Here is a 21,463-nt window from a genome sequence, read left to right as displayed (position 1 = left end):
CGAAGCAGATCGGGATCAACCGACTGACATCGATCGGGTCTATTACGCTGCAACGGCGTGCTGATCCCGCAACTGTTCTTATCAGGACCTTGCCGGCGGGTCACGCCGCGTATCATTTATTACGATGATGGGAGAAATGTTGCCGGTCATGTCACACGGCCGCGCGGCGTTCGGCCGGCCGCCGCGATCCGGTCGTTGCGGTTCTGCACGTCCATCAATGCGCATCCACCCGGACACGCCGATGCCAGCTCTCCGCGCATCAGGAGATTCGGCATCCGGATGGGACGACCGCCCCACCGGCGGGGCGGCATCGGCCCGACGCGCGGCGCTTGCCCGCGCGAGCCGGTCGGTCGATCCTACACCGTCCCCATCACCTGCACCGCGAACCGCTCCATCTCCTCCGCCTGCGGGCTCATCTGGAGCAGCAGCAGGTCGAGCCCGGCCGCCTCATATTCGGCGATCCGCTCCTTCAGCTGTTCGGGGGTGCCGACCAGATTGGGGCGCAGGCCGCGGTTGGAGACGGCATATTCCTGCAACTTCAGCTCGCGCTCGAGCTGCGTGCCCGACAGCCACTGGTCGAAATTGGCGTAACCGGCCGGCAGATCGGTGACGGCGGTGATCCGTTCGAGCTCGCGCTGCGCCTCCGCCTCGCTGTCACGGACGATCGCATAGGCGGCCATGCCGAACTGCATCGGCGCCCCGCCCGCCGCGGCACGCCGCGCGCGCATGTCGGCGATCTTGGGCGCGATCGCCGCGACCGGGTCGCCATGCATGACATAGGCGTCGCATTGCGAGGCGATCATCGCCTTGGCCTTCTCGCTCTCGCCGCCGGCATAGACGGTCGGCCGCCGGGCCGGCTTGGGCGCGCAGATCGCCTCCTCGGTCCGGTAGAAGTCGCCCGCGAAGCTGAACCGCTCCTCGGTCCACAGCCCGTCGACCACCTGCAACCATTCGCGGGTGCGCGCATAGCGATCGTCATGCTGGTCGAACTGCAGGCCATATTGCCGCGCCTCGTCCGCCCACCAGCTCGACACGACGTTGAGCGCCAGCCGCCCGCCCGAGATCCGGTCGATATTCGCCGCCGCCTTGGCGAACAGCGCGGGATGGTGGAAATTGGGCCGCACCGCGACCATCAGCTCGATCCGCTCGGTCACCGCGGCGAGCGCGGCGGCGGTCGACCAGGCGTCGAGCGCGGGCTGGTCGACGCCCTTGATGTCGTTGAGGTTGAGCTCGGCGATCAGCGTGAGGTCATAGCCCCAGCGTTCGGACGCCTGGGTCAGCCGCTTGGCATAGTCCCAGTCCGCCGCCATTCCCTCGTCCGGCACGTTGCGCAGCCAGCCGCCGAACACCGGCATCCAATAGCCATATCTCATCGTCTCGTCTCCGCCAGCATCGCCGTCAGCCAGTCGACCAGCCGCGCATGCGGGTCCCAGCCGAGCACCTCCAACGGTCGGGCGACGAAATTGGACAAGGCGTTGATGTCGTAGAAGCGCGCGACGCCGTCGCGATCGTCGATCAGCACCTCGACCCCGCCGACGTCGATCCCCGCCGCCGCAACGATCGCCTCCGCCGCCGCGATCAGGCTCGGGTCGGGATCGACGCGCGTCATCGTGATCGTCGGCTTGCCGGGCAACGCGCAGGCATCCGCCGGACAGAGATCGAAGCTGCCGCCGCCGTCGACCTCGATCGCATAGAGGAAGCGGCCGCCGAGCGTCTCGATGCGGATGATCCGGTCGCCGCGCGCCGGGGCATATTCCTGCGCGAGCAGCACGCGGTCGATACTGTCGGGCACGCTGCCGTCCGCGACCGCGGCGGCGAGCGCGGCGGCATCGTCATAGCGGACGATCCCCGCCCCGGACCCGCCGATGTTCGCCTTGACGACGATCGGGAAGCGCAGCGCCGCCGCCGCCGCGGGCAGGTCGGCGGCGCGATGGACGACGCGCGTCGCCGGGATCGCGAGGCCGAGGCCGGCGATCAGCGACAATTGCCGCGCCTTGGACGAATCGATCGCCAACGCGTCGCTGCCGTTGAGCACGCGCGCCCCCCGCGCCTGCCATTGCGCCAGCGCCGCGGCGGCGTGGAAGATCGGATGCTCCGGCGCGCGCAGGAAGCTCGACATGGCGATGCGGTTGAACACCAGGGGCGCCGGCGGCGCGGCGGCGGCGGGATCGAAGGCGAAGCCGTCGGCATGGATCGCGGTGTAATTGACGCCACGCGCGTCGAGCGCGGCGAACAGCGGCGCGAACCACTGCGGATGTTCGTACAGGATGGCAAGATCAGGCATAGCGGCGACGCCTAGCGTAAGGCCGCGCCATCCGGACGGCCAATTTTGATTGCACCCCAGCTAGTTACGCTTGTCGAACCGCCGCTCAGCCGGCGACCCAGGCCGCCACCTCGACCGCGACCTGATTGGCCGCCTGGCTGATCGCCGTCCCCGCATTGGCGGCGTCGATCGTTTGCACCGGGACACGCGCCTCGAACCGGCGCTTCTCGACCGTCTCCTGCCCGGCGCGGGTCAGCGCCGCGTCATAGGTCACCACCGCCTCACGCGTCGTCGCATCGAGCCCGAAGCGGCGCAGCTCGCCGGCGAGCGTAGCACTCGGATCGCTGATCGACTGGACCGTCGACAGCACCACCATGTTGCTGCGCGCCGACACCGTGTCGGACAGCAGGCGGGCGAACAGCCGCGCCGGCGGCTCGGCCCATTGCGCGTCCTTGACATAGGCGATGCTGGTCGGCGTCGCCTGGACCGGCACGCGGGCGCCGGCGATCGCGGTCGGCGTCGTCGGCACCTGGATGGTGATCGAGCGCGCCTTGGCGGAATTCTGGTCCGCGCCCACCGCCGGCGCCGACGTCGCCTCGATCGTCAGCAGCGAGGGCGGCGGCTTGGCGCCGAAGCTGATGCAGCCGGCGAGCGGCAGCGTCGCGGCGAGGATGAGGAGCCTGGTCTTCATGATCTCACTTGCCCTTGTAATCGGGGAGCTTCTGCTGACCGATCAGCGAGCTGGCGCCGCCCTGATCGACCTTGTCGGCGATCGACGACAGCGCCGTCGCGGTGACGCGCAGATCGCGCACCAGCCGGTTCGCCTCCGGGATCGTCTGCTTGGAGAAGGTCTGCAGGCCCGGCCGTGCGTCCTGGATCGCCGCATTGAGCGTCTCGGCGCTCTGCTGCGCCGAGGCGATCGCCTTGTTGAGGTTCTGCATCGTCGGCTTGACGTCCTGCGCGATCAGGCCGTTGGTCGTCTCGGCGAGCTTGCCGATCTGCTGCGAGGCATCGCCCGCCTGCTGGATCGCGATGCGCGTCTGCGCCAGCGTCGCCGCGATCTCCGGCCCGCGGTCGGCGAGCGCGCCCGACAGCCGGTTGGTGTTGTCGAGGATGCCGGCGATCGACGCCTGGTTGCGATCGGTGAGCAGCCCGGTCAGCCGCTCGGTCAGCGTCGACAGCCGCTCGAGCAGCTGCGGTGCCGAATTGAGGATCGCGCCGATGCCGCCCTGCTTGGTCGGGATCACCGGCACGCCATAGGGGCATTGCGTCGCATCGGGATGATCGGGACAGGCGATCGGCACCGCGCCCTTGCGCGCGCCGTCGAGCGCGACGGTGCTGGTGCCGGTGAAGCTGCCCTGGATCGTCGCGGTGGTGCCTTGGAGGATCGGCGTCTCGTCCTTCACCGTCACCCGTACGCGGACGAACTGCGGATCGGGCTTCCACAGCGCGATCGCCTTGACCTGTCCGGTCGGCACGCCCGAATAGGTCACCGTCGACCCCTTGGCGAGGCCGTCGACTGACTGTTTGAAGAAGATGTCGTATTCGCGCTCGGAGGCGCTGCCCAGGCGGGCGATCCAGACGGTGAAGACCGCCAGCGCGGCGAGCAGGATCAGCACCACCGCGCCGACGATCACATGGTTGGAACGGGTTTCCATCAGTCGGTCCCTACAGGGGGTCGGGCCGGGTCGGCCGGTTCGGTGGTGGTGGCCGCGGCCGGACTTGCCGCGATCTGCTGCGTCTTGACCTCGGTCGGATGCTGGCTGGCGTCCTGCGCCTCCTGCGTCGCGATCGCGGCGCGACCGCGCGGACCCTTGAAATATTCCTCGATCCACGGGTGATCGAGCGCGAGCAGTTCGTCGATCGTGCCGACCGCGATCACCTTCTTGTCGGCGAGCACCGCGACCCGGTCACAGATCGCATAGAGCGTGTCGAGATCGTGGGTGATGAGGAAGACGGTGAGGCCGAGCGTCTTCTGCAACGACTTGGTGAGCTGGTCGAACGCCGCCGCGCCGATCGGATCGAGCCCGGCGGTCGGCTCGTCGAGGAACAGCAGTTCGGGATCGAGCGCCAGCGCGCGGGCAAGGCCGGCGCGCTTCTTCATGCCGCCCGACAGTTCGGACGGATATTTGGGGCCGGCATCGGGGGACAGGCCGGTCATCACCACCTTATAGGCGGCGATCTCCGCCATCAGTGCCGGATCGAGCCCGCCGTAGAATTCACGCAGGGGCACCTGGACGTTCTCGGAGACGGTCAGCGTCGAGAACAAGGCGCCGCCCTGGAACAGCACGCCCCAGCGCTTGCGGATCGCGGTCGCCTCGGTCTCCTCGCGGCCGATCGTCGGTTCGCCGAACACGGTGATCTCGCCCGCCACCGGGGTCTGCAGGCCGATGATCGATCGCATCAGCACCGATTTGCCGGTGCCCGACCCGCCGACCACGCCGAGGATCTCGCCGCGCCGCACGTCGAGGTCGAGCCCGTCGTGGATCACCGATTCGCCGAAGGCATTCTTCAGCCCGCGGACCTGAATGATCGATTCGTCGCGCCCCGAGTCGCGCGGGCGGGCCGATGCCGGGGTGTTTGCCATCAGTTCCACCCCACCCAGGTGAAGAACACCGCGAAGAAGGCGTCGAGCACGATGACGAGGAAAATCGCCTGCACCACCGCCGACGTGGTGCGCTGGCCGACCTGCTCGGCGTCCGATTCGACCAGCATGCCCTGGAAACAGCCGGCGATGGCGATGATCGCCCCGAACACCGGCGCCTTGATCAGGCCGATATAGAGGTCGGTGATCGGCACCACCTCGCGGATGCGCTGGATGAAGGTCACCGGCGGAATGTCGAGCGACACCCAGGCGAGCAGCCCGCCGCCGACGATCGCGATCAGCGACGAATAGAAGCCGAGCAGCGGCATCAGCAGCACCGCGGCGATCGTCCGCGGCAAGACCAGCGCCTCCATCGGCGAGACGCCGATCGTCCGCATCGCGTCGATCTCTTCGGTCAGCTTCATCGTGCCGAGCTGCGCGGCAAAGGCCGAACCCGAGCGGCCCGCGACCATGATCGCGGTCATCAGCACGCCGAGCTCGCGCAGCGTCAGCCGGCCGACGAGGTTGATCGTGAACACCTCGGCCCCGAACTGCCGGAGCTGCACCGCACCCTGTTGCGCGATGACGATGCCGATCAGGAAGCTCATCAGCCCGACGATCGCCAGCGCCTGCACGCCGACCACCTCGAACCGGTGGACGGTCGCGTTGAAGCGGAAGCGGCTGGGGTGGCGGACGACGTTGACGAAGGCGATCGTCGTCGCCCCGAGGAAACCGAGCAGGCCGTAGAGCGTGCGGAAGGTGATCACCACCGCATCGCCGATCTCGCCGAGCAGCTTGCTGAACGCATTGCTCGGCCGCACCGGCATCGCCACCGGGCGATCCGCCGCGACCACCGAATCGAGCAGATAGCGGCCGTCCGCGTCGAGCCCCTCGATCGACGCCTGATGCCGCGTCGCCAGCCGGTGGACCAGCCAGGCGCCGACGGTGTCGATCCGGTCGATGCCGCTGAGGTCGATGCTGCGCACCGGGCCGCTCACCGCGTCGAGCCGGTCGGGCAGATCGCCCAGCGTGCGCAGCAGCAGGTCACCGGAAAAGCGAAGGGTTCCGCCGCTGTCCTGCTCGAATTCGGCTGTGGCGCTCATCGCCTGCGCTTGTGAGCCAAGTTCCGACCTTCGGCAAGGCGTTTATCATACGCGACGGTTGGGTTGACCGGACAGGCTGGGTTCACAGCAGCACGTCGACCGCATGGATGATCAGGCCGACCAGACCACCCACCAGGGTGCCGTTGATGCGGATATATTGCAGGTCGCGGCCGACCGCATTCTCCAGCCGGCTGGTGATCGTGCGCGCGTCCCAGCCGCGTACCGTCTCCGACACCAGCCGGACGATGCCGTCGCCATAATCCGCGGCGATGCCGACCACCGCGCGACGGACGAAGCGGTTGATCGTCCGCGCCAGCCGAGGATCGTGGGTCAGCGTCTCGCCGAGCTGGCGCAGCATGTCGCCGAGCTGCCCCTGCATCGCGCTTTCCGGATCGCGCGCGATCCGCAGCAGCGCGGCGCGCGCCGATTCCCACAGGCCGTCAAGCCAGCGCTGCATCGCCGGATTGGCGATCAGCTCGACCTTCATCGCCTCGACCCGCGCGCGCATCGCCGGATCGAACTGCAGGTCCCAGGCGAGCCGGTCGAGCCCCTCCTCCGCCTTGAGCCGCAACGGATGCTGCGGATCCTCGGCCATGTCGGCGACGAGCTTGTCGAGCCCGGCGATCAACTTGTCCGCGACCGTCTCGTCGAGCCCGGTCCAGCGCAGGATCGATCCGGCGCGTTCGTGCACCATCGCGCGGATCAGATGTTCGTTGGCGGCGAGCGCCTTCGCGCCCCAGCGGATCGCGCTGTCGAGCAGCGGCGCGTGCCGCTGTTCGGCGATCGCCGCCTGCATCATCCGGCCGAGGATCGGCGATACGTCGGTGGCGCGCAGCCGCGCGGCGATCCCCGCCTTGACCATCCCGCCGAGCCGCTGCGGGTCGAGCCCGTCGAGCACCTGCGCGACCAGCTTCGATGCGCCCTGGCGGAAGCGTCCGCCGGCGCCCTCGGGCGGATCGGTCAGCCAGCGCGCGATCGCGGTGGCGACGTCGACACGCCGCATTCGCCGGCCGATCACCGCCGGCTGGAGGAAGTTGGCGCGCAGGAATTGCGCGAGCGTATCGCCGATCCGGTCCTTGTTGCGCGGGATGATCGCGGTGTGCGGGATCGGCAGCCCGAGCGGATGCCGGAACAGCGCGGTCACCGCGAACCAGTCGGCCAGCCCGCCGACCATCGCCGCCTCGCTGAACGCCTGGACGAACCCCCAGCCGGGATAGGCGGGGGCGAGATGACGGCTAACGAGGAACAGCGCCGCCATCGCCACCAGCAGCCCGACGGCGATCCGCCGCATCGCGACGAGAGCGGGCGGAGCCGCCTCGGTGGCGCTGCGGGGACGGGTGTTCATGGGCGAAACAATCCGCGAGCGGCGGGGAAGTTCAAGTGGGATCGCGTTCGGTTTGCGCATCACCCCCCCCTGCCGATGGCGGCGGCTACTCGCATACCGCCGGGTCGCGTCGCACCGGCACCGCGGATTCCGTCAGGTGCGGCACGAGGGCGCTGCCCGGTCAACGGCTTGACGATGCGGCGTCGACAGCCGTTCGGGCCGCTCCTAGCCTCGCGTCATGACCGAAGGCGACGATGCGGCCACCGCCGGCTGGGATGCGATCCGGGCCGCGTGCACGCACCTCTATCCGCAGCAGGAGCCCAGACATTATGGTCGAGCCTGCCATTCGGCTTCGACGGCAATCCGCTCGACGGGATCAGCGCGTGGAAGAGTGCCGAGCCGATTCCGCATTGGCATTGCGTCGGCTTCGGACTCTCCGAACTGTACTGGAAAGAAAGCGACGACGAGGCGATCAGCGGCCACGGCTTCGAACTGACTTTCCGTCTGCGCTGCGATCCAGCGGACGAGGACCCGCCCGGGTGGCGATCAGCCTGATGCAGAATCTGGCGCGCTACGTCGCCACCTCGGGCAATGCCCTGCGCGACGGCGAGTGGATGGCCCGCAACGGATCGATCGCGCTCGACACGGACACGCAGTTGCGGGGACTCGCCTTCGTCGCCGACCCGGAGCTGCCGCCGATCGCCCCGCCGAACGGCAGCGTCGCCTTCGTCCAGATCGTCGGCCTCACCGTCGATGAGATGGAGGCGGGCAAGAATTGGCAGACGCGCGGAGTGCTGGCGGCGCTGCTGCCGCACCTGCCGCTCTGGATCACCGATCTCGCGCGCGCCTCGCTGCTCGACCGGCCCGACGTACGAGACGCCGTGGAGACGGGGCGCGATCGCGACGGGTCGTCGATGGGGATGCTGTTCGTGCCGACGGTCGCCTGCTCGCAGCAGGGCGACCCGTCCGCTCCACGACACTGATCCGGATCGGCGCGGGTCAGGTCGAGACCCTGCTCGCGCTGCGGCTGCCGTTCGGGCGGGACCTGCTGCTGCTCGATACGGACGACGCGATCCGGTTCGCCGCGGGCGAGGCATCGAGGATCAACGCGCAGGCCCGGCCGCCGTGCGTGACGCTCGATCGGGGCGGGCTCGACCAGTTACGCGACACGCTGCGTCCGGTCAGCGGCGCCTATCGCCTCGACGCGCTGCCCGGCGTCGTCTGGCAGATCGAGCGCACCGACATCCGCGACGCGAGCGGCGCGGTGATCCGCTCGGTCGGCTGAACGTCCGCCGGCCGATCCGTCGCCGGCGGATCACTCCGCCGGCTGCGCGCCCCCGTCGTCATGGCCCAGCCGGCCCGGCACCGGCGCGATGCTCGGCTGGTTGGGGCCGGCGATGCCGACCACCGTGCTGCCGTCGTCGCCGGGACGATAGGTGAGCAGCCGCCGGCCGAGCCGCGGCCCGACATAGCGTTCGATCCCGACCGCGAGGCTGAACGCCGCCGGCACGATCACCAGCGTCAGGATCGTCGACAGGATCAGGCCGCCGATCACCACGATGCCCATCGGCGCGCGCCACGATCCGTCGCTGCCGATCGACAGCGCGGTCGGGATCATGCCCGCGACCATCGCCACCGTCGTCATCACGATCGGCTGCGCGCGCTTGTGCCCGGCGTCGATGATCGCGGTCAGCGTGTCGACGCCCTTGTTCATCTCCTCGAGCGCGAAGTCGATCAGCAGGATCGAATTCTTCGCGACGATGCCGAGCAGCATCAGCAGGCCGATGAACACCGGCAGCGACAGCGGATTGCCCGTCGCCCACAGCGCGATCAGCCCGCCCAGCGGCGCGAGCAGCAGCGACGCCATGTTGACGAACGGCGGCAGCGCCCGGCGATAGAGCAGCACCAGCACCGCGAAGACGAGGAAGGTGCCGGCGATCACCGCGACGACGAAGTTGTTGAGCATCTCCGCCTGCCATTTCGCCTGGCCGAGCGTCAGCTTGTTCACGCCGAGCGGCAGGTTCTTCATGATCGGCAGATTGTCGATCTGCTTCTGCGCGACGCCGGAGACGATGCCGGGGGCAAGATCGGCGCCGACCGCGATGCGCCGCTGTTGGTTAACGCGATCGATCTGCGTCGGTCCCGAGCCGAGGCTGATGTCGGCGATCAGCGCCAGCGGCACCGAGCCGCCGCTCGCGGTCGAGACGGGCAGGTTCTGGATCGTCGACAGCTCGGTCCGCGCGCCCTGATCGAGGGCGACGCGAATCGGCACCTGCCGGTCGGAGAGCGAGAAGCGCGCCGAATTCTGGTCGATGTCGCCCAGCGTCGCGATGCGGATCGCGCTCGACAGCGCCTGCGTCGTCACGCCGAGATTGGCGGCGAGGTCGAAGCGCGGCTTGATGACGATCTCGGGCCGCTGGAGATTGCCCGAGATGCGCGGCTGGGTCAGCGTCGGCAGCTTCGCCATCTGATCGACCAGCGTATTGGCGGTCTTCTGGAGCAGCGCCGGATCGTCGCCGCCGAGCACGATCGTCATGTCGCGCCCCGACGAGCCCCAGCCGAACTGCGAGCGGAAGCCGACGCGCGCATCGGCGAACTTGGCGAGCTCGGGCGCAAGATTGCGTTCGAATTCGGTGCTGGTGACCTTGCGGTCTTCCTTGAGCGTCGCGGTGACGCGGCCGGTGTTGACCGCGCCGTTCGATCCAGTGCGGGTGTAGACCGAGGCGACCTCGGGCTGGCGGCGCAGCAACTCGCCGACGCGGGTGACGACCTCGTCGGTCTGCGCCAGCGTCGCGCCCGGCACCATCTCGATCGTCGCGGTCGAGTTGTCGCTGTTCTCGGCGGGCGAGAATTGCATCGGCACCACCGCGAACATCGCCAGCGTTGCGATGAAGGCGAGCAGGCCGAAGCCCATCACCCACATGCGATGATCGCGCCAGCGGCTGGTGACGCGATGCAGGCCGCCGCGCGCCGCGCTCGCCTTCTGCCGCGTGCTGTCGAGCGTCCAGCGCAGCACCGCCATATAGCCGTCCATCAGCCTGCCCTCGCCATGGCTGGCGTGGCCGAAGCTCTTGAGGAAATAGGCGGCGATCATCGGCGTGATGAGGCGAGCGACGGCAAGGCTCATCAGCACCGAGACGACGACGGTGAGACCGAAGTTCTGGAAATACTGGCCCGAGATGCCCGGCATCAGGCTGACCGGCATGAACACCGCGACGATCGACATGGTGGTGGCGAGCACCGCGAGGCCGATCTCGTCGGCCGCGTCGATCGATGCCTGATAGGCGGATTTGCCCATCCGCATATGCCGCACGATATTCTCGATCTCGACGATCGCGTCGTCGACCAGCACGCCGGCGACGAGGCTGAGGCCGAGCAGCGTCATCTGGTTGAGGTTGAAGCCGAGCAGCTCCATGAACCAGAAGGTCGGGATCGCCGACAGCGGGATCGCCAGCGCCGAGATCAGCGTCGCGCGCCAGTCGCGCAGGAACAAGAGCACGACGAGCACCGCGAGCACCGCGCCTTCGATCATCGCATGGATCGCGGACTCATATTGCGCTTCGGTATATTTGACGCTGTTCGAGCGCAGGATGAAATGGACGTTGGGGTTGCGCTTCTCGAGGTCGGTGAGCTTCTTCACCGCCTCGTTGAACACGGTGACGTCGGAGGCGCCCTTGGCGCGCTGGAAGTCGAAGCTGATCGCCTGGCGCCCGTCGACCGCGGCGCGGCTGCGCTGCTCGGCATAGAGATCGCGCACCGTGGCGATGTCGCCGAGGCGGATGGTGCGGCCGTTGCCGACGTTGATCTGCGTCTGCGCGAGCTCGTTGGCGTTCTTGGCGTTGCCGAGCACGCGCACCGATTGTTCGGACCCGGCGATCTCGGCGCGGCCGCCCGCGGCGTTGAGGTTGATCTGGCGCAGCTGCGCATTGACCTGGCTGGCGGTGAGGCCCTGACTCTGCAGGCGCAGCGGATCGAGGATGACGCGGATCTCGCGGCTGACGCCGCCGTTGCGGTTGACCGCGGCCATGCCGGGCACCGACAGCAGTTCCTTGGTCACCGTATTGTCGATGTACCAGCTCAATTGCTCGACCGTCATGTCACTGGCGATCGCCGAATAGCTGGCGAGATCGTTGTCGGTGGTGTCGGCGCGGAAGATCTGCGGTTCGAGGATGCCCTCGGGCAGGTTGCTGCGGATCTGCGCGATCTTGTCGCGCGTGTCGTTGACCGCGCGGTCGATCGGCGTGCCGATCGCGAGCTGGACGACGGTGGTCGACTGGCCCTCGGTGACCGTGGAGGTGATCTCGTCGATCCCCTGGAGCGACCGCACCGCCGATTCGACGCGGTTGGTGACCTGATTCTCCAGCTCGGTCGGCGCCGCGCCGGGCTGGCTGATCACGACGATGACGACGGGGAAGTCGATGTCGGGATCGTTGTTGACGTCCATCCGCATGAAGCTGACGATTCCCGCCAGCGTCAGTGCCAGGAACAGCACGATCGGCGGAACCGGGTTGCGGATCGCCCAGGCGGAGATGTTGCGGAAGCTCATGTCAGCTTGCCTTTGCCTGCGCGGCCGCGACCACGGGTTTGACCTTCTGGCCGGGGGCGAGGAACCCGCCCGCCGACCGCACGACGCGCTCGGTGCCGTCGAGGCCGGCGATCACCGTCACGCCCGCGTCGGAGACCTGACCGATCTTGATGTTGCGGCGTTCGACCTTGTCGTCCTTGCCGACGATATACACGAAACTGCCCTTGTCGTCGCTCTGCAACGCCGCGTCGGGCAGCAGCGGCGCGACCGCGGCGCCGCCGACGATCGTCGCCGAGGCGAAGCCGCCGGGACGCAGCGCCGGATCGTAGCGCAGCGCGATGCGCGCGATCCCCTGCCGCGTCGTCGCGTCGATGATCGGCGACACCTGCCACACCTCGCCGGCGAAGCTGCGGTCGCTGCCGACCGGCGTCACCGTCGCGCGCGCGCCGGGGCGCAGGCTGGCGAGATCCGATTCGGCGAGCTGCGCGCGCATCTCGATCTGGCCGCCCTGCGCCATGCGGAACAGCACGCCCGATCCGGCGCTGACGATCTGGCCCGGCTCGGCCTGGCGGGTCAGCACCAGCCCCGCCTCGGGCGCGCGGATGTCGAGCCGGCCGTTGCGCGCCTTCGCCTCGCGCAGGCTGGCGGCGGCGACCTGGACGCGCGCCGCCGCGGCATCGCGCGTCGCCGCCTTGCGCTGCAGATCGGCCTTGGAGATGAAGCCGCGGTCGACGAGCTGCTGCGCGCGGTCGAGCTCGGCCTGCGCGATCGTCTGGTCGGAGCGCGCCACCGCGACCTGCGCGGCGAGCGAGGCGGCGGTCTGCGTCTGCACCGAGCGATCGACGGTGGCGAGCACCTGCCCCGCGCCGACCCACTGGCCCGGCTCGACGAGCACGCGGGTGATCATGCCGCCGTCACCGGCGACGCCGAGCGGCATCTCGCGCCGCGCGGCGAGCGTGCCGGTCGCGGTGATCGTGCGGTCGACCGTCTTGCGGCCGGGGACGATGACGGTGACGACCGGCATCTGCTCGGTCTTCTGGCCGGCGGCGGGATCGGCCTTCTTGCGGCCGAACAAGGCCCAGCCGGCGACCGCGAGCAGCGCGACGACGATCAGCGCGATGACGATCCGGCGGCGGCGGGACGACGGCGCCGGATCGCCCGGCAGTGCCAATCGCTCGTCGTGCCCGATCGAACCCTGATAGTCGTTCATGCCCGTCCCATCCCCTCGGCCACTCGTGAGGCCATCTGCGTCGCGACTGTGTTATATGAATAAGCCACCACGCTCAAGCCCCCGCTGGCGCGGCGCCGTCGCCATGCCCTATTCTTGAAGTTCCCGCAATAACATCGCCTGTTCAGCCGGGGTTGATCCCGGCTGCGGCAAATGCTCGTGCCACATCGATCAACTCGGAAGGACAGACATGAAATATCTCGTCGCGGCAGCGCTGATGATCCCGGCGGCGGCGCAGGCGCAGACCGCGCCGACCACGGTCGAGCCGCTGGTGCCGGCGCAGGGCACGATCCTCGACGTCAGCGCCGAAGGGCGGACGACGCGGGTGCCCGATCTCGCGACGGTCCGTGCCGGCGTCGTCTCGCAGGCGCAGACCGCCGCGGCGGCGCTCGGCGACAATGCGCGGCGGATGGACGCGGTGCTCGCCGCGCTCAAGCGCGCTGGCGTCGCGCCGCGCGACATCGCCACCGCCACCGTCGCGCTCAGCCCGCAATATCGCTACACCGACGGCCAGCCGCCGGCGATCACCGGCTATCAGGCGACCAATACGGTCAGCGTCCGCTTCCGCGACGTCGCCCGCTCGGGTGCGGTGCTCGATGCGCTGGTCGCGCAGGGTGCCAACCAGATCGACGGCCCCAGTCTCTCGATCGACCAGCCCGACGCGGCGCTCGACGAGGCGCGCACCGATGCGGTCAAGCGCGCCCGCGCCCGCGCCGACCTCTATGCCGCGGCGGCGGGGATGAAGGTCGCGCGGGTGATCTCGATCGCCGAGGCGGGCCAGGACGCCGGCACGCCCGGCCCGCAACCGATGTTCATGGCCCGCGCGCTCAAGGCCGACGCCGCACCCACCGCGATCGCGCCGGGCGAGAAAGAGGTGACGGTGACGCTGTCGGTGCGCTTCCTGCTGCAATAGCGGCGGCAGCGGTCGCAAATGCCGACATATTGACGCGGAGGCGCGGAGGACACAGAGGGCTCGCCGTCTGCAACACTCCCGCCCCCGCAATAGTCCCGACGTCATCTCACGAACAAGTCAACGGGAGTGGAAATGCCCAAACACCTTCGACGCTCCCGCAAGAGTGGGATCTCAGTATTATCTCCAATTGCGAACTGCGGCTCTGCCTGACGTTGAATTCCCGCCTTGCGCGGGAACACAGTGCCTCGTGGCTCGCGGCTTAACCGCCAAGACGGCCGTGTCCGCGCGGGCGCTTGTATACCTCGAGTGGCCAAGCAACCTCCGCAGATGCCCCGCCCTGCCAAGGGTCCGATGAGTGCGGCGAACCCGGCTCACCACCGACTTTGGGCGGCCTCCGGAGATCACACGCCCCGCCGCGTCCGCCACATCCCTCTGCGCCCTCTGCGCCTCTGCGCGAACCCAGCACCTGTCGCCGGTTGCCGTACCGCCGGACTCACCTGACGAGCCCCGCCAAAAATTGGACGAGGTAAAGCGTATGGCATTGTACCAAAACCCAGAATGTCGCCCGCTGTCCTACACGACCGGCCTTTGCTAGCGACACGGGCGCAAGAGTCGCTCCTTCTCATTGTCGAACAAACGGAAACGATCAGGCCGGATCGTTTCGATCAAGGTGTTCAACTTGTCCATGTTGCCCCATTCCGGCCACATTCAGGCACTCGCCGCCGGCCGGCCGCACCGCGGCGAATCCCGGTATCGAGAGAGCCGGGGCAAGGAAGGGCTAAACGGACGGAGCAGCTCGCGGTCATGCGACCACCCCGTCATACCGGACCGAAGACGGCCCGCGGCACCACGCAACGCCACCGCCGCACCGCATAACGAAAAGGGCCGCCCGGTCGCCCGGACGGCCCTGTCTTCGCGTGGCGTCAGCGACGCCGTGCCGCGCCGCTCTTAGCGAACGCTACCACGACGCACGAGGTTGACGATCCCGAGCAGGATCACAGCGCCGAGCAGCGACACCAGGAACGAGGTGATGTTGAGCGGCGCATTGTTGATCGAACCGCCCGAGATGATCAGGCCACCGAGGAAGGCACCGACGATGCCGACGACGATGTTGAGGAAAATCCCCTGCTGGGCATCCGTGCGCATGATGATGCTGGCGAGCCAGCCGATAACGCCACCGATGACGAGCCAAAGAATGATACCCATAAATCCCTCCGTTGCGCCCGCCATGGGCTCCGTCGGGAAAGACTCTCAACCCCGTAACAATGTTCCGCACGCGTTTCGGTTTTCGGACGAAGCGCGGCCGTCAAGCCACCCCGCTCAATATTTTTGCTGGCGCTCGTACAGGGACTTGTAATGCTGAATCCGGGTGACGCGCAGCCCGGGCATGCCCGACCGGTCGATCGCGCGCTGCCAGCTGGCGAATTCCTCGACCGTCAGGCCATAGCGTGCGCACACCTCGTCGACGGTGAGCAGGCCGCCGTTGACCGCCGCGACCACTTCCGCCTTGCGTCGCACCACCCAGCGCGTCGTCGACGGCGGCGGCAGCGAATCCAGCGTCAGCGATTCGCCGAGCGGGCCGATCACCTTGGCAGGACGGATTTTCTGGTTCTCGATCATCAGTTAACCTCGATCGGGGCTGGGGGCCCCCTCTCAAACGCGATACACAACCCTAGCGGCCGGTCTTGAAGATCGAATTGCACGCGAGGGTTAACGGGGCTTTCAGCCTTCTGGCCGGGGTCGTCCTTCTCTCCATTGCGCGAGCAGAGCCGCGGTTGGGCCGTTGAACGCGCCGTCCAGCGGTTGCAGCAAGCGCGACGGGTGACCGATGCGGCCGAACCGTGCCTGGGCGACGGCGGTCGGAGACGCCGTCTGCCGGGCGGCGATGCCGACCATCAGCACCGCCAGATCCCCCGGAAGTTTCGTCACCTCCGTGTTTCTGTCGAAGCCTGGGAAGCTGAGGTCCAACCTGTGCCACTCGTCGTTGCCTGTGCCAGTCTCCTTTTTAGCAACGAGCCATGAAGGCCCGGTAAAGCCGCGCAGACTTTTGCACGAACCTATGTGAACCCATGTTAACCAGGCGCGGTTTTGCGGTTCCGCGGCGGACGGAGTAGAAGCGGGCATGAACGAAGTGGATTTCCAGCTTGGCGAACCGCTCGCCGGCAAGCGGATCGTCGTCGCCATGTCGGGCGGCGTCGACAGCTCGGTCGTCGCCGCGCTCGCCGCGCGCACCGGGGCGGAGACGATCGGCGTGACGCTCCAGCTCTACGATCACGGGGAGGCGACGGGCCGCGCCGGCAGCTGCTGCGCCGGCCGCGACATCCGCGACGCGCGCGCGGTGTGCGACCGGCTGGGTATCGCGCATTACGTCTTCGACCACGAGACGCGCTTCCGCGAGACGGTGGTCGACACCTTCGCCGACGCCTATCTCGCCGGGCAGACGCCGATCCCCTGCGTCCAGTGCAACACCGGCCCGAAGTTCACCGATCTGCTCAGCCTCGCGCGCGAGCTCGGCGCCGATTGCCTCGCCACCGGCCATTACGTCCGCCGGCTGGTCACGCCCACGCAGGTCGAGCTGCACCGCGGTGCCGATCCGGCGCGCGACCAGAGCTATTTCCTGTTCGCGACGACGCAGCCGCAGCTCGACTATCTGCGCTTCCCGCTCGGCGGCCTGCCCAAGCCGCGGGTGCGCGCGATCGCCGCCGACCTCGGCCTCGGCGTCGCCGCCAAGCCCGACAGCCAGGATATCTGCTTCGTCCCCGACGGCGATTATGCCGGCCTCGTCCGCAAGCTGCGCCCCGAGGCGGACACTGCGGGCGATATCGTCGATCTCGCCGGTCGCAGGCTCGGCACGCATCGCGGCATCATCCATTTCACCGTCGGCCAGCGCCGCGGGCTGGAGATCGGCGGCTCGCCCGAACCGCTCTACGTCGTTCGCGTCGATGCGGCGACGCGACAGGTCGTGGTCGGCCCGCGCGCCGCGCTCGCGGTGTCGGCGGCGGCGATCAGCGGGCTCAACTGGCTTGGCGGCGACTATGACGGGCCGATCACCGCCAAGGTCCGCTCGATGGCCAAGCCGGTGCCGGCGCGGCTCGACGGCGACCGGTTGCGCTTCGCCGCGCCCGAATATGGCGTCGCCCCCGGTCAGGCGGCGGTGCTCTACGCCGGCGAACGCGTGCTCGGCGGCGGCTGGATCACCGCGACCGAGCCTGCGGCGCTGCCCGCGGTCGCGGCGTGAGCGTCTCGATCGAGGCACTCCGGCTGGAGATGGAGGCCGCCGCGGCGGCGCTCGACTTCGAGACCGCGGGTCGGTTGCGTGACCGGATCAGCCTGCTGCGCGCCGGCGGCGAGGATGCCGACCCGACCGGCCTCGATCGGCAACGCCCCGGCGCGATGGGCCTCGGCACCAGCCAGTCGCGCGTCGTGCCCCCCGACGGCTGGGTCAAGCCCGCCAAGCCCGACCCGATGACCCGCAACCGCGGGCGCTAGGCGCCGCTCATACCGTCAGCACGATCTTGCCGACATGGTCGCCCTCCTCCATCCGCGCATGCGCGGCGGCGGCGTCGGCGAGCGGGAAGGTGCGGTCGATGATCGGGCGCAGCCGCCCGGCCTCGACATGTGGCCAGACGGTACGGCCGATCTCGTCGGCGACCAGCGTCTTGAACGCGGTGTCGCGCGGGCGCAGCGTCGACCCGGTCAGCGTCAGGCGGCGGCGCATGATCTCGAACAGCGGCACGGTCGCCTGCGCGCCGCCCTGCACCGCGATCGAGACGTGGCGGCCGTCATCGGCGAGGCACTGGAGGTTGCGCGGCACGTAATCGCCGCCGACCATGTCGATCACCGCGGTGACGCCCTTGCCGCCGGTGATCGCCTTGACCCGCTCGACGAAATCCTCGGTCCGGTAGTTGATCGCATGCGTCGCGCCGAGCTCGAGCGCGCGGGCGCATTTGGCGTCCGACCCGGCGGTGACGATGATCGTCAGCCCGAACAGATTGGCGAGCGCGATCGCCATCGTGCCGATGCCGCTGGTCCCGCCGTGAAGCAGCACGCTGTCGCCCTCGGTGGCGAAGGCGCGTTCGAACAAATTGGTCCAGACGGTGAACAGCGTCTCGGGGATCGCCGCCGCCTCGACCATCTCCAGCCCGTCGGGCACCGGCAGGCACTGGCCGGCGGGCGCGACGGCATATTCGGCATAGCCGCCGCCGGCGAGCAGCGCGCAGACCCGCTGGCCGAGCAGCGCCGGGTCGACATCCGGCCCGACCGCCGCCACCGTGCCGGCGATCTCCAGCCCCAGGATCGACGGTGCGCCCGGCGGCGGCGGGTAATTGCCCTTGCGCTGCAACACGTCGGGCCGGTTGACCCCGGCCGCGGCGATGCGGATCAGCACCTCGCCCGCCGCCGGGCGCGGCACCGGTCGCTCGACCAGCCGCAACACCTCCGGCCCGCCATGCGCCTCCGGGTCGATCGCCTGCATCGTCTCGGGCACTTCGCTCATCCGCTGTTCCTGTCCGTCGATCCGCGGGCGGGGTACGCCGCCGTCCAGCCTTATTGACATCGTGCGGGCGGGGGTCAACGTTAGGCAGCGATGGAATCGGACGACGCCCCGTCGCGTCCCAACGACGCATTGACCGAGCTGCTGCGGCAGGACCTCGACCCGCTGTCGATCGCCGAGCTCGATGCCCGGATCGTCACGCTGGAGGCGGAGATCCGGCGCACCCGGCTCGCCCGCGACCGATCGGTCGATCATCGCGCCAGCGCGGACGCGCTGTTCAGGCGATGACCGGCCGTCGCGCCGCCCGGGCCGGTTCGCCGATGCCGACGACGCGACGTCAAGTGCTTGATGCGAGCGTCCGCGATACCGACATGATGGGAAAGGGCGCGGCGACCCACCGCGGCCCGACTGGAGTAATCTGAATGCCTTCCTTCGCCCCCGCGCTCGAGACCACGCTGCACAAGGCGCTCGAGGCCGCGTCCTCGCGTCGGCACGAATATGCCACGCTCGAACATCTGCTGCTCGCGCTGATCGGCGACGAACATGCCTCCAAGGTGATGGAGGCGTGCCATGTCGAGCTCGGCGACCTCAAGACCACCGTCGCCCATTATCTCGATACCGAGCTCGATGCGCTCAAGGTCGATGCCGCGACCGATCCCTCGCCGACCAGCGGCTTCCAGCGCGTCGTCCAGCGTGCGATCCTCCACGTCCAGTCGTCGGGCCGCGACGAGGTGACCGGCGCCAACGTGCTCGTCGCTTTGTTCAGCGAGCGCGAGAGCTATGCCGTCTATTTCCTGCAACAGCAGGACATGAGCCGACTCGATGCGGTCAGCTTCATCAGCCACGGCGTCGGCAAGGGCAGCGGCGCCGCCGAGGCGACGACGCCCAAGGGTGCCGACGAAGACAAGCCGGCCAAGGGACAGGAGAAGGGCAAGACGGAAAGCGCACTCAAGCAATTCACCGTCGACCTCAACGAGAAGGCGAAGATCGGCAAGGTCGATCCGCTGATCGGGCGCGGGCCGGAGGTGGATCGCACGATCCAGATCCTGTGCCGCCGGTCGAAGAACAACCCGCTCTATGTCGGCGATCCCGGCGTCGGCAAGACCGCGATCGCGGAAGGCCTCGCCCGCAAGATCGTCGAGGGCGAAGTGCCCGACGTGCTCAGCGAGGCGGTGATCTACAGCCTCGACATGGGCGCGCTGCTCGCCGGCACCCGCTATCGCGGTGATTTCGAGGAGCGGCTGAAGGCGGTCGTCAACGAGCTGGAAAAGCTGCCGCATGCGGTGCTGTTCATCGACGAGATCCACACCGTGATCGGTGCCGGCGCGACCAGCGGCGGCGCGATGGACGCGTCCAACCTGCTCAAGCCGGCGCTGTCGGGCGGCACGATCCGGTGCATCGGCTCGACCACCTACAAGGAATTCCGCAACCATTTCGAGAAGGACCGCGCGCTGCTCCGCCGGTTCCAGAAGATCGACGTCAACGAACCGACGATCGAGGACACGATCAAGATCCTCGCCGGACTGCGCTCGGCATTCGAGGAGCATCATTCGGTCAAATATACGCCGGATGCGATCAAGTCGGCGGTCGAGCTGTCGGCGCGCTACATCAACGACCGTAAATTGCCCGACAAGGCGATCGACGTGATCGACGAGGTCGGCGCGATGCAGATGCTGGTGCCGGTCGCCAAGCGCAAGAAGACGATCACCGCCAAGGAGATCGAGGCGGTGATCGCGACGATGGCACGGATTCCGCCCAAGTCGGTCAGCACCGACGACAAGGCCGCGCTCGAAAGCCTCGAGACGGATCTGAAGCGCGTCGTCTTCGGCCAGAATGCCGCGATCGAGAAGCTCGCCTCGGCGATCAAGCTCGCCCGTGCCGGCCTGCGCGAACCGGAAAAGCCGATCGGCAACTATCTGTTCACCGGCCCGACCGGCGTCGGCAAGACCGAGGTCGCCAAGCAACTGGCGTCGATCCTCGGCATCCCGCTCCAGCGGTTCGACATGAGCGAATATATGGAGCGCCATTCGGTCAGCCGGCTGATCGGTGCGCCTCCCGGCTATGTCGGCTTCGACCAGGGCGGGCTGCTCACCGATGCGGTCGACCAGAATCCGCATTGCGTGCTGCTGCTCGACGAGATCGAGAAGGCGCATCCCGACCTGTTCAACATCCTGTTGCAGGTCATGGACAATGGCCGCCTCACCGATCAGCACGGCAAATCGGTCGATTTCCGCAACGTCATCCTGATCATGACGACCAATGCCGGCGCGTCCGACATGGCGCGTGAGACGGTCGGCTTTGGCAATCTCACCCGTGAGGGCGAGGACGAGCAGGCGGTGCAGAAGATGTTCACGCCGGAGTTCCGCAACCGCCTCGATGCGATCGTGCCGTTCGGCTATCTGCCGACCGAGGTGGTCGCGCGGGTCGTCGACAAGTTCATCCTCCAGCTCGAACTCCAGCTCGCCGACCGCAACGTCCACATCAACCTGGACGATGCCGCCAAGAGCTGGCTGACCGAAAAGGGCTATGACAAGCTCTATGGTGCGCGTCCGATGGGTCGCCTGATCCAGGAGAAGATCAAGCAGCCGCTCGCCGAGGAACTGCTGTTCGGCAAGCTCGTCCATGGCGGCGAGGTCACGGTGCGGATGAAGGACGGCACATTGTCCTTCGCGATCGAACCCGCCGCGCCGAAGAAGCCGAAGAAGAAGGGCAAGGCGGAGCCCGTCGACGCGAAGTAAGGCGTCGGGTTTGAATGGCAGCGGGCCGGGCTGGCAACAGTCCGGCCCGTTTGCGTTTGCGCCTTCCGGGTAGTGCCCGGGGGACCCGGGAGCGATCGGCGTGGCGGTATGGCGTCGCTGATGCCACGTGGAGACAGGGCCGTCCGGGCGACCGGGCGGCCCATTTTCCATGTGGCACGGTGGTCGCGTTGCGTAGTGCCTTGTGCCGTTATCGCTCCGGCATGACGGGGTGGTTGATCACGCGACCGCATGCTGCGGCGTCCGGTCCAGCCATTGTTGGTCGAAACCCTTGC

The 21,463-nt window shown here is 68.4% G+C and carries 19 protein-coding genes and 1 pseudogene; 7 read left to right on the top strand and 13 right to left on the bottom strand.

What is annotated here, in order from left to right; genetic code table 11:
• Positions 1-356: 356 nt before the first annotated feature.
• From BW41_RS04565 to BW41_RS04535, 7 genes are all read right to left on the bottom strand, one after another.
• Positions 357-1,373 carry an LLM class flavin-dependent oxidoreductase gene (locus BW41_RS04565; protein ID WP_037531852.1) on the bottom strand — a complete coding sequence of 339 codons (1,017 nt, stop codon included), beginning with the start codon at positions 1,371-1,373 and terminating at the stop codon, positions 357-359.
• Complete coding sequence (locus tag BW41_RS04560) at positions 1,370-2,284, bottom strand: ATP-grasp domain-containing protein (protein ID WP_037531851.1); 915 nt, start codon at positions 2,282-2,284, stop codon at positions 1,370-1,372. Before BW41_RS04560 ends, BW41_RS04565 begins: the two co-directional genes overlap by 4 nt.
• A gap of 85 nt (positions 2,285-2,369) precedes the next feature.
• Complete coding sequence (locus BW41_RS04555; protein ID WP_037531850.1) at positions 2,370-2,954, bottom strand: ABC-type transport auxiliary lipoprotein family protein; 585 nt, start codon at positions 2,952-2,954, stop codon at positions 2,370-2,372.
• A gap of 4 nt (positions 2,955-2,958) precedes the next feature.
• Positions 2,959-3,921, bottom strand: coding sequence for an MlaD family protein (locus BW41_RS04550; protein WP_037531848.1), 963 nt, complete (start codon positions 3,919-3,921; stop codon positions 2,959-2,961).
• Entirely contained in the window at positions 3,921-4,850 is a 930-nt protein-coding gene (locus tag BW41_RS04545; RefSeq protein WP_037531846.1) for an ABC transporter ATP-binding protein, read from the bottom strand. The genes BW41_RS04550 and BW41_RS04545 overlap by 1 nt, the downstream gene beginning before the upstream one ends.
• Complete coding sequence (locus BW41_RS04540; protein ID WP_037531844.1) at positions 4,850-5,950, bottom strand: ABC transporter permease; 1,101 nt, start codon at positions 5,948-5,950, stop codon at positions 4,850-4,852. The genes BW41_RS04545 and BW41_RS04540 overlap by 1 nt, the downstream gene beginning before the upstream one ends.
• An 82-nt stretch (positions 5,951-6,032) precedes the next feature.
• The gene (locus tag BW41_RS04535) at positions 6,033-7,241 is read right to left on the bottom strand and encodes a DUF445 domain-containing protein (RefSeq protein WP_037531887.1); all 1,209 of its coding nucleotides are present in this window, start codon (positions 7,239-7,241) and stop codon (positions 6,033-6,035) included.
• Here BW41_RS04535 and BW41_RS22030 point away from each other — a divergent pair.
• Positions 7,179-8,257, top strand: a pseudogene (locus BW41_RS22030) (suppressor of fused domain protein). The gene BW41_RS04535 and the pseudogene BW41_RS22030 sit on opposite strands and share 63 nt — an antisense overlap.
• A 146-nt stretch (positions 8,258-8,403) precedes the next feature.
• Positions 8,404-8,559 (top strand): hypothetical protein, encoded by a 156-nt coding sequence (locus BW41_RS21465; RefSeq protein ID WP_200870342.1) that lies wholly within the window; start codon positions 8,404-8,406, stop codon positions 8,557-8,559.
• A gap of 30 nt (positions 8,560-8,589) precedes the next feature.
• Here the strand turns inward: BW41_RS21465 and BW41_RS04525 are convergent, their stop codons facing one another.
• On the bottom strand, positions 8,590-11,820 hold the full coding sequence (locus tag BW41_RS04525; RefSeq protein WP_037531843.1) for an efflux RND transporter permease subunit: 3,231 nt from the start codon (positions 11,818-11,820) through the stop codon (positions 8,590-8,592).
• Between the two features lies 1 nt (position 11,821).
• Positions 11,822-13,009 carry an efflux RND transporter periplasmic adaptor subunit gene (locus BW41_RS04520; RefSeq protein WP_037531842.1) on the bottom strand — a complete coding sequence of 396 codons (1,188 nt, stop codon included), beginning with the start codon at positions 13,007-13,009 and terminating at the stop codon, positions 11,822-11,824.
• 208 nt (positions 13,010-13,217) lie between these two features.
• On the opposite strand from BW41_RS04520, the gene BW41_RS04515 reads away from it, so the two are divergent.
• On the top strand, positions 13,218-13,940 hold the full coding sequence (locus BW41_RS04515; RefSeq protein WP_037531840.1) for an SIMPL domain-containing protein: 723 nt from the start codon (positions 13,218-13,220) through the stop codon (positions 13,938-13,940).
• A gap of 948 nt (positions 13,941-14,888) precedes the next feature.
• Here the strand turns inward: BW41_RS04515 and BW41_RS04510 are convergent.
• The 3 genes from BW41_RS04510 to BW41_RS21460 form a co-directional block, all read right to left on the bottom strand.
• Entirely contained in the window at positions 14,889-15,146 is a 258-nt protein-coding gene (locus tag BW41_RS04510; RefSeq protein ID WP_037531839.1) for a GlsB/YeaQ/YmgE family stress response membrane protein, read from the bottom strand.
• A 114-nt stretch (positions 15,147-15,260) separates the two neighbouring features.
• Positions 15,261-15,560, bottom strand: coding sequence for a CtrA inhibitor SciP (gene sciP, locus BW41_RS04505; protein ID WP_037531838.1), 300 nt, complete (start codon positions 15,558-15,560; stop codon positions 15,261-15,263).
• A 102-nt stretch (positions 15,561-15,662) separates the two neighbouring features.
• Positions 15,663-15,908, bottom strand: coding sequence for a hypothetical protein (locus BW41_RS21460; protein ID WP_081792896.1), 246 nt, complete (start codon positions 15,906-15,908; stop codon positions 15,663-15,665).
• A gap of 154 nt (positions 15,909-16,062) precedes the next feature.
• Between BW41_RS21460 and mnmA the strand changes: the two genes are divergently transcribed.
• Both mnmA and BW41_RS04495 read left to right on the top strand, forming a co-directional pair.
• Complete coding sequence (gene mnmA / locus BW41_RS04500; protein WP_037531836.1) at positions 16,063-17,178, top strand: tRNA 2-thiouridine(34) synthase MnmA; 1,116 nt, start codon at positions 16,063-16,065, stop codon at positions 17,176-17,178.
• A complete protein-coding gene (locus tag BW41_RS04495) occupies positions 17,175-17,429 on the top strand; it encodes a UvrB/UvrC motif-containing protein (protein WP_081792895.1) in 255 nt (84 codons plus the stop codon). Before mnmA ends, BW41_RS04495 begins: the two co-directional genes overlap by 4 nt.
• A gap of 7 nt (positions 17,430-17,436) precedes the next feature.
• Here BW41_RS04495 and BW41_RS04490 read toward each other — a convergent pair whose 3' ends face one another.
• Positions 17,437-18,435 carry an NAD(P)H-quinone oxidoreductase gene (locus BW41_RS04490; protein ID WP_200870341.1) on the bottom strand — a complete coding sequence of 333 codons (999 nt, stop codon included), beginning with the start codon at positions 18,433-18,435 and terminating at the stop codon, positions 17,437-17,439.
• A 90-nt stretch (positions 18,436-18,525) separates the two neighbouring features.
• Between BW41_RS04490 and BW41_RS04485 the strand changes: the two genes are divergently transcribed.
• Together BW41_RS04485 and clpA are read left to right on the top strand one after the other, a co-directional pair.
• Positions 18,526-18,720: a DUF1192 domain-containing protein gene (locus BW41_RS04485; RefSeq protein WP_037531833.1), complete on the top strand. Its 195-nt coding sequence runs from the start codon at positions 18,526-18,528 to the stop codon at positions 18,718-18,720.
• Between the two features lie 134 nt (positions 18,721-18,854).
• Complete coding sequence (gene clpA, locus BW41_RS04480; RefSeq protein ID WP_037531831.1) at positions 18,855-21,170, top strand: ATP-dependent Clp protease ATP-binding subunit ClpA; 2,316 nt, start codon at positions 18,855-18,857, stop codon at positions 21,168-21,170.
• Positions 21,171-21,463: the final 293 nt, after the last annotated feature.

It is taken from the genome of Sphingomonas sp. RIT328 (genome assembly GCF_000632225.1).
GTDB classification, from domain to species: Bacteria; Pseudomonadota; Alphaproteobacteria; order Sphingomonadales; family Sphingomonadaceae; genus Sphingomonas; species Sphingomonas kyungheensis.
This window is presented reverse-complemented; position numbering and strand designations above follow the sequence as displayed.